This is a genomic window from Rhodococcus sp. H-CA8f (assembly GCF_002501585.1).
Classification (GTDB): Bacteria; Actinomycetota; Actinomycetes; order Mycobacteriales; family Mycobacteriaceae; genus Rhodococcus_F; species Rhodococcus_F erythropolis.
Genome location: NZ_CP023720.1, coordinates 5,107,823 through 5,123,965 on the forward strand (window position 1 = coordinate 5,107,823; position 16,143 = coordinate 5,123,965).

14 protein-coding genes are annotated in these 16,143 nt (G+C 63.6%); 6 read left to right on the top strand and 8 right to left on the bottom strand.

The window, feature by feature from the left end; all coding sequences use genetic code 11:
- Window positions 1–111: 111 nt before the first annotated feature.
- On the bottom strand, window positions 112–1,263 hold the full coding sequence (locus CPI83_RS23805) for a hypothetical protein (RefSeq protein WP_232816793.1): 1,152 nt from the start codon (window positions 1,261–1,263) through the stop codon (window positions 112–114).
- 181 nt (window positions 1,264–1,444) lie between these two features.
- Window positions 1,445–2,341, bottom strand: coding sequence for a GTPase domain-containing protein (locus tag CPI83_RS23810; RefSeq protein WP_070386327.1), 897 nt, complete (start codon window positions 2,339–2,341; stop codon window positions 1,445–1,447).
- Between the two features lie 199 nt (window positions 2,342–2,540).
- On the opposite strand from CPI83_RS23810, the gene trmB reads away from it, so the two are divergent.
- The 3 genes from trmB to CPI83_RS23825 are packed head-to-tail and all read left to right on the top strand — an operon-like array spanning window position 2,541 to window position 6,965.
- On the top strand, window positions 2,541–3,299 hold the full coding sequence (gene trmB / locus CPI83_RS23815; protein ID WP_097387800.1) for a tRNA (guanosine(46)-N7)-methyltransferase TrmB: 759 nt from the start codon (window positions 2,541–2,543) through the stop codon (window positions 3,297–3,299).
- Entirely contained in the window at window positions 3,296–4,003 is a 708-nt protein-coding gene (locus CPI83_RS23820) for an NYN domain-containing protein (protein ID WP_003945733.1), read from the top strand. Before trmB ends, CPI83_RS23820 begins: the two co-directional genes overlap by 4 nt.
- Before the next feature lie 10 nt (window positions 4,004–4,013).
- Complete coding sequence (locus CPI83_RS23825) at window positions 4,014–6,965, top strand: MMPL family transporter (RefSeq protein ID WP_097387801.1); 2,952 nt, start codon at window positions 4,014–4,016, stop codon at window positions 6,963–6,965.
- Window position 6,966: 1 nt separating this feature from the next.
- Here CPI83_RS23825 and CPI83_RS23830 read toward each other — a convergent pair whose 3' ends face one another.
- Window positions 6,967–8,811 carry a DUF2339 domain-containing protein gene (locus CPI83_RS23830; RefSeq protein ID WP_097387802.1) on the bottom strand — a complete coding sequence of 615 codons (1,845 nt, stop codon included), beginning with the start codon at window positions 8,809–8,811 and terminating at the stop codon, window positions 6,967–6,969.
- A gap of 121 nt (window positions 8,812–8,932) precedes the next feature.
- Complete coding sequence (locus CPI83_RS23835) at window positions 8,933–9,505, bottom strand: TetR/AcrR family transcriptional regulator (protein ID WP_019747106.1); 573 nt, start codon at window positions 9,503–9,505, stop codon at window positions 8,933–8,935.
- 150 nt (window positions 9,506–9,655) lie between these two features.
- Here CPI83_RS23835 and CPI83_RS23840 point away from each other — a divergent pair, with 150 nt between their 5' ends.
- On the top strand, window positions 9,656–10,183 hold the full coding sequence (locus CPI83_RS23840) for a cupin domain-containing protein (RefSeq protein WP_047889125.1): 528 nt from the start codon (window positions 9,656–9,658) through the stop codon (window positions 10,181–10,183).
- 35 nt (window positions 10,184–10,218) lie between these two features.
- Window positions 10,219–10,671, top strand: a complete 453-nt coding sequence (locus CPI83_RS23845; protein ID WP_019747104.1) for a MaoC family dehydratase — start codon at window positions 10,219–10,221, stop codon at window positions 10,669–10,671.
- Window positions 10,672–10,675: 4 nt separating this feature from the next.
- Here the strand turns inward: CPI83_RS23845 and CPI83_RS23850 are convergent, their stop codons facing one another.
- The 4 genes from CPI83_RS23850 to CPI83_RS23865 are packed head-to-tail and all read right to left on the bottom strand — an operon-like array spanning window position 10,676 to window position 14,468.
- Complete coding sequence (locus tag CPI83_RS23850) at window positions 10,676–11,395, bottom strand: DUF1707 domain-containing protein (RefSeq protein WP_021333130.1); 720 nt, start codon at window positions 11,393–11,395, stop codon at window positions 10,676–10,678.
- 17 nt (window positions 11,396–11,412) lie between these two features.
- Entirely contained in the window at window positions 11,413–12,045 is a 633-nt protein-coding gene (locus CPI83_RS23855; protein ID WP_166655100.1) for a response regulator transcription factor, read from the bottom strand.
- A 28-nt stretch (window positions 12,046–12,073) separates the two neighbouring features.
- Window positions 12,074–13,297: a DUF5931 domain-containing protein gene (locus CPI83_RS23860; protein WP_020906401.1), complete on the bottom strand. Its 1,224-nt coding sequence runs from the start codon at window positions 13,295–13,297 to the stop codon at window positions 12,074–12,076.
- Window positions 13,290–14,468, bottom strand: coding sequence for an AI-2E family transporter (locus CPI83_RS23865; RefSeq protein ID WP_097387804.1), 1,179 nt, complete (start codon window positions 14,466–14,468; stop codon window positions 13,290–13,292). The genes CPI83_RS23860 and CPI83_RS23865 overlap by 8 nt, the downstream gene beginning before the upstream one ends.
- 192 nt (window positions 14,469–14,660) lie before the next feature.
- Between CPI83_RS23865 and CPI83_RS23870 the strand changes: the two genes are divergently transcribed.
- On the top strand, window positions 14,661–16,139 hold the full coding sequence (locus tag CPI83_RS23870; protein ID WP_003945952.1) for an adenylate/guanylate cyclase domain-containing protein: 1,479 nt from the start codon (window positions 14,661–14,663) through the stop codon (window positions 16,137–16,139).
- Window positions 16,140–16,143 lie beyond the last annotated feature (4 nt).

Consider the following 16,143-nt stretch of genomic DNA (forward strand, 5'->3'; position numbering starts at 1 on the left):
CCTACTGCTTCGGCAACCCCTACCGAAACCGTCCGCTCAGTATTACCAGACCCCGACGATCAGTCGAGGCCGAAATTACGACGCTGTGGAGAACTCTGCACTCGCGGAATGTCAGTAGGCGGCGTTCAAAACGGCGAGGTCGCGCTCGCACGACGCCAGTTGCCCTGATCTGGCCGCGGCAAGCTCACGAAGTTCACCGTCGATCTCCACGATTCGGGCCTGCGCCGACGCCACCTGCTCGCGGCTCTCCGCCATGATCGCCGCTCCCAGATCCGCCTCGGCCTCGAGCAGAACGCTCTGGACTCGCTGCTCCCACTGTGCGCGAACCGTCGACATCGATTCGACGATCCACGACCTGGAGTAGGCACGATCCGCCGTCAGCCCGCGAGTTCGCGCCAACCACCAGGCCGCGGCGCCACCCAGAACCAACGTCACGGGGATACTTGCGAACTCCAAGGCCGGAATCATTTCCAGCGGAGTCACCGCGATACGGCCGAGGCCGAGGCCCGCGGACGCGCCGACAAGAATTGTCACCCGGTCCTCGTTTCCGCGCTGGCGGCCCGGCGGGCCCTCCGGAATCCGTGGCGAAGGCATGTACCCGGTCGTGCCCGCCACTTCCACCGCTGCCGCCATCGCGGCATCGAACACCCGGGTGTGATGGTCGACCTCGTGCTGCAGTCGCGTCGGCACGCTGCCCAATTCGGCTCGCGAGGCCACATCGACCCAGGCACGTGCCCCCGCGACCGTAGCCCGGGTTGCCTCGGCGATTTGTTGTGACAGATCCCCGCGCGCTCGCTGCAGTCGGCTTCGCACCTGCACCAGGCGTTCGCCTCGCCGGCCGTCGCGGTCTGCGAGCAGCTGTGATCGCTCGGCCCGCAGTTCGGCACCAGGAACACTGTCACGCAGATTCCTGATCTCTATCTCGATCATCCGGCGCGTCTGCGCGATGACACCGGAATCCGAACCGCCTGCTTCCCTCTCCCGTGCCGCCCGGCTCACGACGGCAACGAGCGACTGCTCTTGACCAGGCGCAATCGGGACCACCGGGGCCTGAGCAAAAGCGGTGCAGTACGAAGCAAGAATCTCGGCATCACGCCGGCGCACCGCCTGCCAGTCTCGGTAGACGTCGACGCGGGTCAGCGCGACCACCACCGGGATTCCGCTCTCGGCAGCGTCGTCGAGAAGAAGAAGATCCTCGCGTCCGATCACGCTGGCGGCGTCGACGACCAGAAGTACGACGTCGGCGTCCACCTCGCGTGTCACTGTCGAACAGTCATCAGAAGCATCGAACATCCGGGCGACGTCTTCCCGTCCACACCTCGGTGGGCCGACAACGTAAATTCTAGTGCCACTGGATGTTTCGGCGGCGACCTGGCGACCCGGATCGGATGCCGGATTCCATCGCTGCACCACGCGCAGCACCGAATCCGGAAGTACCGAAACGCTATCCATCGGTCACCGCCGGAGCGGAGCGATCGCCCCCGAGCTGCGCCCACCGACGCACATACCCGCGGCGAATCAGTGAGACCCTTTGTTGCGGAGCCTGTTCCGACTCGTCCACGAGCTCGCCCCACCACCGGCTGCATGTGCCCGCGTCGTCGGCGGTACGAGGATCGGGAGGCTCGCCTTGACGCAGGGCTCGAATTTCGGGGCTCATCATCGCCGCCGCGGCGCCGAACAACACCGCGGAGTCCGAACTCAGATACAACTCGATCTCGTCCCTGCCCGCAGCGCTGCGCGAGGCAGACCGCCTCAGCGCCGGGCCGATCTGCTCGACCCGGCTCCACCACTGCGCCTCCAGAACAGGTCCGAGAGCCGCGAACAATTCTTCGACGCCGCGCCCGGTCAGTGTCTCCACCGGAACCGTGGGCGCGCCGACGGTCTCCGAGATCTCCGCGGCCCGTCCCAGCGCCTCGTCCCAGCGCGGACCGAACAAGTCAGCCTTGTTCGCAGCGACGACCACACGATCGGAAACTCGGGCAATGGCTCGGCCGTCGACGTCGCGGACCGCGTCGACCACCACGTAGACAACGCAACGACGACCCAGATCGGGGTTCGACGTTCCAGGGACGTCGAACGCGCGTGACTCGGTCACCACAACCGGTGCGCCGACGACTCTGTGCGAGAACCTGTCGTCGCGCCCCAGGATCCGCGCCAACGACGACCGCCCCACCCCGGCTCGCCCGGCGACCACCAATTCGAGCGGCGCGCTCAGCGATCCGAGCACCGAGTGAACCGCCTCTGCGGCTCCCGAATCGATCGACGTCAGCCGATATGCCAGAGCGCGCAAGTGGTCGATCGGCTCCGCGCAGGCGTCGTCGATCGATTCTGCGGGCAACATTCGTGACCAATTACTGCATGCAAATCCTGTGTTCATCCCCACCCCACGTCCCCATCGTGTCGGTGAGATTCTGTCAGGTTCTCGGCAAGGACGGCAGGTGACACCACTCTTTCGCTAGCTGTCCGAAGTCGGCTGTTTCAGGACTTTCCGCAGAAAGTCTCAACTCAAACTTCAGACCCGTCTGCGCTAAACGGGGGTCATGCGTGACAATGGGTTCGTGAACGAAGCCGATCAGCATGCACCGCAGACCCCTGACACGGGGCAGACGGACCACGCCAAGGGGTCCCGTCTCCATCCGAGAGTGACCAGCTTTCGCTCTCGCCGGGGTGCGCTGACCGACGCGCAGCAGCAGGCTTGGGACCGTCAGTGGCCGCTCATCGGCGCCGACGTCTCGGACACACCGCTCGACGCGAACGCCTGGTTCGGACGCGAGGCACCCCTGATCATCGAGATCGGTTCGGGTACCGGCACCGCGACGGCCGCTATGGCCAAGGCGGAACCGCACGTGAACCTGATCGCGATCGAGGTGTACCGCCCGGGGCTCGCGCAACTTCTCCAGCAGGTCGAGCGTGAAGAGATTCCCAACGTCCGCGTACTACGCGGTGACGCGATGGACGTACTCGAGAACATGGTCGCCCCCGAGTCCCTGACGGGCGTCCGGGTGTTCTTCCCGGACCCGTGGCCCAAGGCCCGCCATCACAAGCGTCGCCTCCTGCAGGGGCCGACGTTCGCGCTGATCGCCAACCGCCTCAAGCCCGGCGGAGTCCTGCACGTGGCAACCGATCACGCCGAGTACGCCGAATGGATCGAAGAAGCCGGCAATGCCGAGCCACTGCTGACCGCACTCGACTGGGAGTCTCCGATGACCCACGAGCGTCCGGTCACCAAGTTCGAGGACAAAGCCCATAAGGTCGGTAGTGCAATCACCGAGCTTATATGGGGGAAGATCAGACCATGAGCGTCAGCGAACAGCTATCCGACGACGTGACGTCGTCGGAATCTCCTCTCGACTTCGGTCGTGACTCCCGCCACCCCAAGCGGGTGCTTCTGGTCTGGGACGCCCCCAACCTCGACATGGGCCTCGGCGCCATCCTCGGTGGCCGGCCTACCGCCGCCTACCGGCCACGATTCGACGCTTTGGGTCGTTGGCTGCTCTCTCGCACCGCCGAACTGTCCGCACAGAACAGCGGCACGCTCGAGCCTGAAGCGACCGTCTTCACCAACATCGCGTCCGGCAGCGCCGACGTCGTTCGTCCTTGGGTCGAAGCCTTGCGTAACGTGGGTTTCGCGGTGTTCGCCAAGCCGAAGGTCGATGAAGACAGCGATGTCGATTCGGACATGCTCGAGCACATCGCGCTCCGGTACGGCGAGGGCCTCGCCGGAATCATGGTCGCGTCCGCCGACGGCCAAGCGTTCCGCGAACCTCTCGAGGACATCGCAGCAACCGGTATCCCGGTCCAGGTTCTCGGGTTCCGTGAACACGCCAGCTGGGCTGTGTCGTCCGATATCTTGGACTTCGTCGATCTCGAGGACATCCCAGGTGTCTTCCGTGAGCCTCTGCCACGGGTAAGCCTGGACACCCTGCCCGACGAGGGCGCCTGGTTGCAGCCGTTCCGACCGCTTTCTGCCCTGCTCATCGGGCGAAAAAGTGTTGCCGAGTAGGAGTTGATCAGTGTTCGCCAGCTGGGGAAGCATCGTCTATCGAGCCCGCTTCACCGTCATCGCTGTCATGGTGGCGGGGCTCCTCGGGCTCGCTGCGTACGGCCTGAGCCTGCAGGATCATCTCAGCCAGAGCGGCTGGGACGATCCGGGGTCGGAATCGGTAGAGGCTGCAAAACTCGCTGACGGCACGTTCGGACGCAGCACGACGGGTGACGTTCTGGCGCTGTACACGGCGCCGGAGGGCAAGACCGTCGACGACCCCGAGTTCCAAGCGAAGGTCATCGACAATCTGCAGCGACTCGTCGCCGACAACCCCGACCAGATCATGAAGATCAACGGCTCGTACTTCAAGGTCGACAACGGTCTCTCGGTGGCGGCCCTGGCGGACAAGTCCAAGCAACACGCGGTCACCAGCATCGCGATCGCCGGCGACAACGACACCGCGGTGTCCAACAACTTCCGCGACGTCGAGTCGAAGTTCTACATCGACGGTGTCGACGTGCAACTCGCCGGCCTGCAACCTGTCGCGAATTCGCTCAACGACACGATGGCCAACGACATCAAGCGCATGGAAATGCTCGCGATTCCCGCCGTCGGTGTCCTGCTGTTCTTCGTCTTCGGTGGCGTCGTCGCTGCAGCCCTCCCGTTGATCGTCGGCGGTCTGACCGTCATCGGCGCCAACGGCATCATTCGACTGATCACCAACTTCACCGAGGTCAACGCGTTTGTTGCGCCCGTGGTCTCTCTGGTCGGCCTGGGTCTCGCGATCGACTACGGACTGTTCATCGTCAGCCGTTTCCGAGAAGAGATAGCCGAGGGGTACGACACCCCGACCGCAGTACGCCGAACGGTCATGACGGCGGGTAGAACGGTCATGTTCTCGGCGACCATGGTTGCCGTCAGCCTCGGCGGTCTGCTGTTGTTCCCGCAGGGCTTCCTCAAATCGGTGGCTTACGGCGCCATTGCTGCCGTCATGCTTGCCGCGATCTCGTCCATCACGATTCTTCCCGCTATTCTCGGCATTCTCGGCAAACGGATCGACGCGCTGACCTTCAAGAAGCTGCGCCAGACCAAGACCAACGAGGAAATCGAGAACGGTTTCTGGGGCAAGCTCACCCGCTGGGTCATGCAGCATCCGCTCAAGGTCGCGGTCCCGATCGTCGCGGCTCTACTGCTGATGATCATTCCGCTGACGGGCATCAAGTTCGGCGGTATCAACGAGACGTACCTGCCCCCGGACAGCCCCACGCGTGTCGCGCAGGCGCAGTTCGACGAACTCTTCCCCGGCAATCGCACCGAGCCCGTTCGACTCGTCATCGAGGGAGCGGACAACACCACTCTCGGTCAGATTTCCAAGACCGCAAACGCTGCGCCGGGTCTGGTCGAGAAGTTCACCCCGGAGGTTGCGACCAAGGACGGGGTCAACGTCCTCAAAGCCGGTCTGACCGAGCGCAACGAGGCACGTCCCACCATCGACTATCTGCGATCCGCGGATTGGCCCGAGGGCACAACTGTGCTCGTCGGCGGCACTCCGGCCATCGAGCAGGACAGCGTCGACGCGTTGCTCGACCGTCTGCCGCTGATGGTCGTATCGGTCATCCTGCTGACGACCTTGCTCATGTTCTTGACGTTCGGTTCGCTCGTCCTGCCCATCAAGGCTGCGTTGATGAGCGCGCTCGGCCTGGGTTCGACGCTCGGAATCTTGACCTGGATCTTCATCGACGGGCACGGTTCCGGTCTCTTGAACTTCACGCCGGGACCGATCATGTCTCCCGTCCTGGTGTTGATCATCGCGATCGTCTACGGCCTGTCGACCGACTACGAAGTGTTCCTGCTCTCCCGCATGGTCGAAGCGCGAGCGCAGGGCGCGAGTACTACCGAATCCATCCGAATCGGCACGGCACATACCGGCCGGATCATCACCGCTGCCGCACTGATTCTGATCGTGGTCACCGGTGCATTCGGCCTGTCCGATCTGGTGATGATGAAGTACATCTCGTACGGCATGATCTCCGCGCTGATCATCGACGCCACGCTGATCCGAATGTTCCTGGTCCCCGCGACCATGAAACTGCTCGGCGACGACTGCTGGTGGGCCCCGGCCTGGATGAAGCGGATCCAGCAGAAGATCGGGCTGGGTGAGCCGATCCTCGACAACGAGCTCGTGCTCGCAAACGTCCCGCAGATCGCGCCCGTCGGTGCGATCGCCGGACCGGGTCAGCCGCGCAAGATCGAAGCGGCCTCGCGGGTCATGCCGCCGCCTGCCCCGGCTGCACAGCCGGAAAGCGGACCTCGCGTTCCTGATCCCCTCACCGAGCCCATTCCGCTCAGCGAAATGACGATCAAGGCACCGAACACGGATACACCTGCCGCGGAGAAGCCGGCACCGCGACGTCGTCTCGATATCGGGAGTGCAGCCAGCGCGCCCCAGAACTTGATCGAGGCACCGGTCCCCAATCCTTCGTACCGACCGCAACCGAACACCACCGACAAGCGGAGAAACCCGACGCCCGCTGCGCCGGCCGAGCGTCCCATCGAGAGTTGGTTGTCGGACCTGCGGGCTCGGGAACAGACTCCCCCGGCCTCACGGCCGCTGCCGGTGGTCCGGACGCCTTCGCGTACTAACGGTTCGGCAAGCAGCGGTTCAGGTACCAACGGCTCGAGCCGGAATGGCTCTGCAAACGGTGCTACCAACGGTTCTGCAACAAATGGCGCTGCAACAAACGGTTCTGCAACAAACGGCTCGGCCCCGACCTCGGTGGAGGCGACCCCCCAGTCGCCGCCTCCACCGACCGCTCCGGAGCGTCGTAACGGAGTTTTCACGGATGCGCCTTCGCCTACCAACGAGCCCCGAGTCTCGGATGCCTCTGACGGCGACGACAACGCCACCGGCAGGCACCGACCTGACGACGCAGGCGCCATCAGTGTCAGCGAGCTCATCGCTCGCCAGAAGCGAAGCTGACTCATGATCCAGAAGCGGAGCTGACCTGCTCCTGCTTGGCGAAGGCTCGTGCATAACGAGTCCCGACCAGCAGGAGCAGCAAGCCGACCACCAGGAAGGCAACGCTGCGCACCAGCCCACTGAGTGTGGCCAGGTCGAAGAGGAACAGCTTTGCCACTGCCGCACTGGTGAGAGCAAGCCCGGCTCCGAGCAAGACGCGAGCATGCTGACGGTTGTTCAATCCGAGCACCAGCGCTGACGTGGCGGCAAGCATCCAGACGATGGTTGCAACGCTGTGCCCGGCAACAAATCCGGTTGCACTGTCGAAGATTTCGACGCCGGATGAGACGAGCGCACACGTCACCGCGTAGAGGACACCAAACCCTGCGGCCGCCCATAGAACCGCTGCATTTGAATCGGCGATCAACTTCAGTCGGTGAATCGCCCACACCAGCATCACCAGTGCACCTATCGCCGTCAGGCTCGAGAGTGCCGTGATCGCACCGAGTTGCATGGATGCGGCACGGGCAGTCGTCAACGCTTCCGGCGGAACCGTCGTGAGGTATCCGATCGATCCGATTGCCGCAAAGGCGGTTCCGAGGGCGAAGACGAAGCGCGAACCCGCATACAGCGAGACTCCGAGGAAGATCATGCCGACGGTGAGGACCAGCGGTACGACCAGAGATTCCGTCGCCCCGGACAAGCAGCACAGCAACAATGCAAGAGCGCCGGTTGCGCCCAGTCCGAATCGCAGTTGCGTCGGCAAAGGCTTGGCTGCCGCTGCAGCGGAAAGTAGTAGTGCCGCAGCAATTCCGTACAGCACTGCGGATTCGGTGCGCCCGAGCACGGCCCCGACGCTCATCAGCGGAAGGGACGAGACAACAAAGGTAGCGGTGGACCACGCCCCTGCAACTCCGCCGCGCGAGGGCGAACCCGTCCACTGCACGGCCATCGCGCAGCCGGCCCCCACGATTGCAACCACGCCGGCACTGATCACCAATTGCACTGCACTGTTACCGGATTCGCTGAAGATTGCATTCGACGCTACCGCTACGAGCAGCGCGAGAACCACGGGTACGGTGCGCGCCATACCCAGGTACTTCCAGTCACGACCGAGCTGGGCGGAGAATGTCGCCGACTGGATCGCGAAGAGGAAACCGATGAGAGTCAACGATATTCCCGACGTCAACACGGGAGCCAGCACCGCTGCGCCCAGAACGATCATGAGTGCCAGTGATTCGGAATCCCATTTCACCGCCAAAGCAACCCCGGCCGCGGCAATCCCGAAGGCAATCACCACCGCGAGCGGCGTCGTCACCCAACCGTAGAGAACAGAGGCAGCGACGTCGTCGAGGTACATTCCCGCAAAACCGGTGGCAGCCAGAGCAATCGCTCCCACTTTGCCACCTGGTCGTCCGTGGACCCGCACTCCGGCAAACACCAAGGCGCCGGAAAGGAGTGCGCCACCGAGCACCCGCAGCGGCGGTCCGAAGAATCCGGCCTGCGCTGCAAGTACCAGCAGCATCACGACGCCGATCAGTGTGACGGCTACACCGGCCGCGGCCAGGAGTCGACTGATGACACCGTCGCGTTGCCACCAGGGCTGGCGAGGTGCGGCAACCGGATACGTCGGCGGCTGCCAGGTGGGCACGTTCTGCTGAGGACGCATTGGCGGCATCTGTGGCGCCGGAGCTGCGGGTGCCGGAACTACCGGCATGGGCGGGGGAACAGTAGCCGAGGCCAGCTGAGTCTGCAGGATCGACAGGTTCTGGCCCATGTGACGCAACTGCCGGCCGATGCTGTCGCACTCGGCCGAGAGGGCGGTCACCAGTCGCGGATCGACGGCGGAAGAACTCGGTGTGGTCATGGCTACGAGCTTGCTGCGTGGCCGAACCGATCAGATGAGTAGTACTACTCGATCAGCCTGGGGACTTCTCGTATTCAACTGAGGACACCTTCGACTGACAGCACCATCGACCGACAGGGAACTATCGCCGAGGCGCTGCATTCCGCAATCGTTCGGAGAGCAACCGACCCGAAGTGTGAAGCGGAGCGGGATCCTGACGCGCCCGAGCGAGGACAAGCGCGCCCTCGAGTGCGGACAGAGCGAGAATTGCCTCGGACTCTGCGTCTTCGCGGGACCAACCGTCGGCTTCGAGGCGCTGAGCCAGCAGCCCCAGCCACGAGTTGTACCCGTCCGCACAAGCACCACGGATGACCTCTGATTCGGTTGCGGCATCCAGTGTTGCCGTAGCCAGGGCGCATCCACGTTCGTAGTCCGAATCCGACAAACGCGCAGCCAGTGCGGCAGCAAATGCCGAGATCGCGGTGGCGGCATCGGGTGAGCTCTCCAGGAGATGCCGGATGAAATCGGCCATTGCCTCACCGCGTCGCCTCAGAGCCTCGCCTGCGAGTTCTTCCTTGCCGCCGGGAAAGTGAAAGTACAAGGACCCCTTGGTGGTCGCGCTCGCCGAGAGCACTTCCGACACACCCGTTCCCGCGTACCCCTTCCGCTGCAACAAGTCGGCAGCGGCATCGACCAACAAATCCCTTGTAGACATAAGTTCAACATACCGATCAGTACACATATCGACAACACTTGAAGTGCATAAATAGCCAAAGCCTTGCATCACTAGACCGATTGGTACATGATTCGAGAATCGAAACCGGAGCGCAGCCAACGACGCTCACGACGGCAAAGGACCAAATCGATGTCACCGAATTCCGCAAACCACACCACGACGACCGTCCTCGGACCGGACGTAGATCTCACCGGGACTCTCGCGGCCACCGGCGTCCGGATGATGGTTCGAAGCAAACAAACCGAGGGAGGATTCTCTCTTGTACAACACCGCATCGCTCCGCATTCGATGACCTCACCGGTCCATCGCCACAGCCGCGAAGACGAGTACACGGTGGTTCAAAGTGGCCGCGTCGCAGCGATGGTCGGAGACGAGGTCGTCTACGCGGAGACTGGCGCCATGATCTTCAAACCGCGTGGCCAGTGGCACGCCGTGTGGAATCCCGACGACGCTCCAGCACGGATTATCGAAATCATCACGCCCGGAGGGATGGAAGACCTGTTCGAACTGATGCCGAAACTACTGGCCGAAGCAGGTTCCGCCGCGGAATCGGTTGCAGCGCGGGTAGAAGCAGATTTCGGGATCGAATTCGATCTCGTTGCCACCGCCGAGATCGCACAGACGCACGGTGTGGGATTCGGCATCGAAAGTCACTGACCGACTGCCAGCACCTACCGATCAAAGGAAGATTCATGCTTGTACTCACCGGAGCAGAAGACCTCAGCGCCAACCTGAACCAAGAGTTGGGCGTCAGCGACTGGCACGATGTCACGCAGGAGTCCATCGACGAGTTCGCCCGGGTCACCGGCGACGATCAGTGGATTCACGTCGATGTGGATCGCGCGAAGGAGTCACCGTTCGGTGGAACGATCGCGCACGGCAACTACACGCTCTCACTCGGCCCCATGTTCTCGTATGCGATGTTCTCGCTCGAGGGTTTTGCGTTTGCTCTCAATTGCGGATTCGACAAGGTCAGGTTGCCTGCTCCGCTTCCGGTTGGCTCTCGCGTTCGCATGCGTGCGACGTTGAGCAAAGTCGAACCGATCAATGGCGGCGTCCAGATCACGGTGACGCAGACATTCGAACGAGAACACGGTGACAAACCCGTGTGCGTCGCCGAGATGTTGACCCGCGCGTATCACTGAAAGGTCAGGAGCCGAACATCTTTCGGATCGTGGTACCGAAGGGATGCTTCGCGGTGACACTGCCGAATCGCACCTTGCCGTGCACCACCAGATGCAGCGGGCCCATCTGCGGGCCGGAACGAACCTTGTTCGACGCGCTTCCCCCGACTGCCTCGACACCGTTCATGTCCACCGTCGCCTCTTCGGGAACGATCAGTGAAATCGAACTGGCGTAGTCGTCGATCGAGATGTTCACGACCTGCGTCTGCATCACAGCGCGCGTGAAATCGATAGTCACACTGGACATTCTGGTATCGACCACGACAGCGGGAGGAACGATCCATGCGCCGTTTCGCGTCACCGTCGCCATTCGTCCACGAATCACGGCAGCATTTGCCGTTCCGTAGTTACCGACAACCGGAGCGCCGACGGGAGCGCGGTAAGGCGGGCTCGGGTGAACCGGCGGCGGCTGGGGTTGGTATGTCGGCGATGGATACGGCTGGCCTTGGTACATCGGCTGACCTGCATTGGGATACGCGGGTGGGTCGTAGTCGGAGATCAGCGTGATGCCCGGAAGATCGGCGAGAACCGAGTTGAGCTCACCTCGCGTCTTTGCAGCCAAGGCAGTGTCCATGCGCTCGGTGAACTCACCGAGCGAGAGCATCCCTTGACCGACAGCTTTCTGCAGCAGCTCGCCGACGTGCTCTCGTTCGGCATCGGATACGCGTAGATTCCTGGCCTCCATGATTTCCAGGATAAACATTATTCCAGACCTTGTTCTATCGCGTATCGCGTGAGCTCGACGCGATTGGCCAACTGAAGTTTCCGCAGCGTCGCCTGGACGTGGTTTTCGACGGTCCGGTGGCTGAGCGAGAGCCTCGTGGCGATCTGTTTTGCGCTCAGCCCCTTGGCGACAAGACGGAGCACTTCGGTCTCACGGTCGGTGAGCCGAGGCAGCTCGGGTGCGCGATCGTCGGCCGGTGCCGTCGACATCCGGCGGTACTCGCCGAGCACCAATCCGGCGAGGCCGGGTGTGAAGACGGCTTGTCCGTCGAAAGTCGCTCGCACGGCCGCGAGGAGTTCCGCCACCGAAGCACTCTTGACCAGGTAACCCGACGCTCCGGCTTTGACCGCGTCGAGGACGTCGTCACGCTCGGCGGAGGCCGAAAGCACCAGTACCTTGCTCTTCGGCGAAACCTCGAGCACCGCGGTGGTGGCGTCGGCACCGTTTCCGTCCGGCAGGTTCATGTCCATCAGAACCACGGCCGGTTGCACGGCGGCGGCTCGGCGGCGCGCACTCTCGACACCCTCCGCCGTGGCGCTCACGGTGAAGCCCGCGGCTTCGAGGTCCCGGGAGACACCGTCGCGCCACATCGGGTGATCGTCGACGACCATCACCGTCACCGGATTCTCGCCCTTTTCGTCAGCCACGCTCACTCTTCCCCTTCGGAACGTTGATCTCCCATTCGGTGCCCTCCCCCGGCCCCGTTTGCAGGACTGCAGTTCCGCCGAGCACCTGTACTCGACCGAGAATGGACTTCGATACTCCCATGCGGCCTTCGGCCTCGGCCTGCGCCAAGCGACCTTCGGGGATTCCGACGCCGTCGTCGCGGACACTGACGATCACCTCGTCCGGCAGATCTTCGAGCAATACGTACGCCTTCGCCGCAGGACCGGCGTGCAGCCCGACATTGGACAGGGCATTGTCGACGATGGCTGCCAGTTCGATGGCTCGATCGCGCTCGATCACGACCGGGTGCGCGGGCGTCGACACCGACACCGACGTGCTGGCCTGCGTGGTCAGCAGCGGACACAGATCCACTGTCTGTCCGCCGACATCTGCCGCGGCACCCGAAACCTGCTCGGAAATCAGCATTCTCAACGCGACCTCCTGCTCGCCGGCCAGCGCGGCCAGCTCAGCTGCCTCGCCGCCGAGTGCGGCTCCTCGCCGGCGCACCATCGCCAGCACCTGCAGAACGCCGTCGTGCACTTCGCGTGCCAAACGTTCGCGCTCTTCGGTAGCCGCCGCCAGACGTACGGCCTGCTCGAGTTGTCGATGCGAGCGCCGAGCGGTGGTGGTGGCCAAGCCCAACGCCAGGCCGACCGATACGAGCACGGGAGCCGTCGCATCGCGCCAGAGGTCCAGGTTGACCTGGTCGCGGATGATCGCGCTGGCCGCCGAGATGACAACTCCGGACGCCATACCGAGCCACGGCCCGCCGAGAATTGCCGCGGAGATGACCGCGTTGGTGGCCCACAGCGTGGTGGGGAGCGTCTGGTGATTCTGATACCACTCGTGGTCGGAGACCAGCCTCGTCGACGCCATCAGCAAGATGACGACCACCTGATCGGCGATCACCACCTGGTACCTCGGCAGCGTCTTACCGAACAGAGCACCGGAAGTTCCGAGCAACAGCGCCGACACCCCGGTCCACACGGCCATCAGAGCGACGAAGAACCAGCTGAGCCGGGAGTTGGTGTAGTCGGAGGCCGAAGCGAACTGGTAGCTGATCGCGTACACAAGCGTGACGAGGCGAAATGCCTGCGCCGCCCGCCACAGCGGGGCATCAGGGTCGGTGTCGACGCCCGACGCCTCGCGAACGGTCGGCTGATAGTGCAGCCGGCGACGGCGGGTGGGCTCAGTCATCGGGAGGAGTGGGGTTCACGATGCGAGGCTCGGCGCGCGGCTCGTCGGGTTCGGCGGGGAACAGTGGGGTCTCCGGATCTTCGACGTGCAGTTCGGCGTACGCGATGTCCGGGTCGTCGGCGAGGAGGGAACGAATGGCGGTATTCAGGACCGCGACGATCGGAACAGCCAAGAGCCCGCCGACGATTCCGGCGAGGACGATGCCCGTTGTAATGGCGAGAACGACTGCCAGCGGATGCAGGCGAACAGCGCGACCCAACAACAGCGGTTGCATCACGTGCGCTTCGAGTTGCATGACGCCGATGATGATGCCGAGGACGATCAGTGCCGTCAGGAAACCCTTCGTGACCAGAGCGACAAGCACCGCGAGAAAACCGGTCAGAAATGCGCCGACGATCGGGATGAACGCGCCAATGAACACCAACGACGCCAGTGGCAGGGCGAGCGGCACCCCGAGGATCGCCAGGCCGGCACCGATACCGATCGCGTCGGCGGCGGCAACCGCGACCGTGGCGCGCACGTAACCGATCAGCGACCCAAAACCTGCAGAACCGGCGATCCGCACCCGACGACGCGCGTCGGGGGGAACGATCCGGGTGACGAACTGCCAGATCTGGTCGCCGCCGTAGAGGAAGAAGATGAGAGTGAACAGCGTCAGCAATGCCCCGGTGAAGATCTCGCCGATGACCGTCGCCGTGGTCAAGGCGCCGCTGGTCAGGGACTCACGATTGGATTGCACCGACTTGACGACCGAATCACCAGCCTGGCGGATCTGATCCTCGCTGAAGTGCAGCGGTCCGCTGGTGAGCCAGTTCTGAATCTGCGTGACGCTGGCCGTGAACTGGTCGGTGAGCTGGGGCAACCCGTCGATGAACTGCTCGACGACAAACGTCATGATTCCCGCGACCAGTCCGATCGAGGCAAGCAGAACGACGATGACGGCTGCCGAGCGAGGAACTCCCCATACCTGTAGCCGATCGACAACCGGAATCAGCAGAGCCGATGCCAGTAGAGCCAGCCCCACCGGGATGAGCACGGTCTCGAGGCGCAGAACCACGTATCCGAGGACCAGTAGCCCGGCAAAGATCACGATGAGGCGCCACGACCATTCCGCCGCGATGCGCACGCCCGGGTGCACCGCCCGAGCGTCGGCGGAGATGGGTTTGTTCATCCTCGAAGCTCGCTCCGCACGCCCCCTGTTTGCGTTCACCTCGCGAGCCTAACCGGACCGGCCGACACAGGTGAGCGGACCAATAATCGGACGCGCGTACCAACACTTCGAGCTCTGCCAGCTAAATTGAACCCTGTGCGGGCCTCATACAGAGCAATAGCGGTGACCATCCGCAGCCGGTGGCCCCTCTATATGCTCTCCATGCTCGCAGCCAATCTGATCGGCGCGGTGCTGGTCTTTGCCTTCGTCCGGTACGGCGTTCCGATCCAGGAGTCCGACGCGATAGTTGCCGACCGTGTCCGCAACTTCGCGATCTTCGGCGTTTACCTGGCATTCGCGGGTGCCGTCAGCCTCACCGCGGCGGCCATGATGTTGAAGTCGGTCATTCGTTGGCGGCTGCGCGGTGGTCCACCGACGAGGTCCGAGCAGATGGCGGCACTTCACGCGCCGCTTCGCCAGGCCATCGTGCACCTGGTGCTGTGGATTCTGGGCGGCATCATCTTCGTGTTCCTGACCATCACCGAGATGCCCGGACTCGCGATCGCCGTGATCGTGACGGTCTGCATGGCCGCGACCACGACCTTCGGGTTCACCTACATGCTCGGCGAGCGCATCTTGCGTCCGGTCGCCGCCCAGGCGTTGAGCGAGGGCGAATTCGATCGGACCATGGCGCCGGGCGTCGGAACCCGGCTGGCGATGACCTGGGGACTCGGCACGCTGATGCCCGTCGCAGGCATCATCTTGCTGTGCTCGACGCAGCTCACGACCGATCTCGAGTTCTCCCCCGACTCGCTCGCGTGGGCGATCCTGCTCATCTCGATCATGGCGATCGTGCAGGCCTTTGCACTGTCGATGCTGACGGCTACTCAGATCTCCGATCCGATCCGACAACTGCGACGCGCCATCGAGCGAGTGCAGCGCGGCGCCACGGACGTACGCGTCGAGGTGTTCGACGGCAGTGAGATCGGCCGGCTACAGGTCGGATTCAACCGCATGATGAAAGAGTCCGACGAGCGGCGCCTGCTGCGTGAGCTGTTCGGTCAGCACGTCGGCGAGGACGTGGCCCGGCGCGCGCTGAAGTTCGGTACCGAACTGGGCGGCGAAACTCGATTCGTGGCAGTTCTGTTCGTCGACATGGTCGGGTCAACCGGTGCCGCGGCCGAGCGCCCGCCGGGCGAAGTGGTCGAACTGCTCAACGAGTTCTTCCGTGTGGTCGTCGACGTCATCGATCGCCACCACGGTTTTGTCAACAAGTTCATGGGTGATGCGGCGCTCGCCATCTTCGGTGCACCACTCGATCGACCCGACGCTCCGACGGCAGCTCTCGCGGCTGCTCGCGAGCTGCGGTTCAAGCTCAACGACATCACCGGCCTGGACGTCGGTATCGGCGTGAGCGCGGGGCTCGCGGTCGCCGGCAACATCGGTGCTGCCGAACGTTTCGAGTACACCGTGATCGGCGATCCGGTCAACGAAGCGTCGCGGCTCACCGAGCTCGCGAAACTTCGGCCCAGCCGGGTGCTGGCGTCGACGAGCGCGCTGTATTTCGCCGACGAAGAGGAACAGGCCGAGTGGGAACTCGGCGAGCAAGTCCAACTGCGTGGACGCCGACGACTGACGCATCTGGCGTGGCCCGAAAAGTATCCAGAGGTCGATCCGGATCAAATTGGTTAGGGTG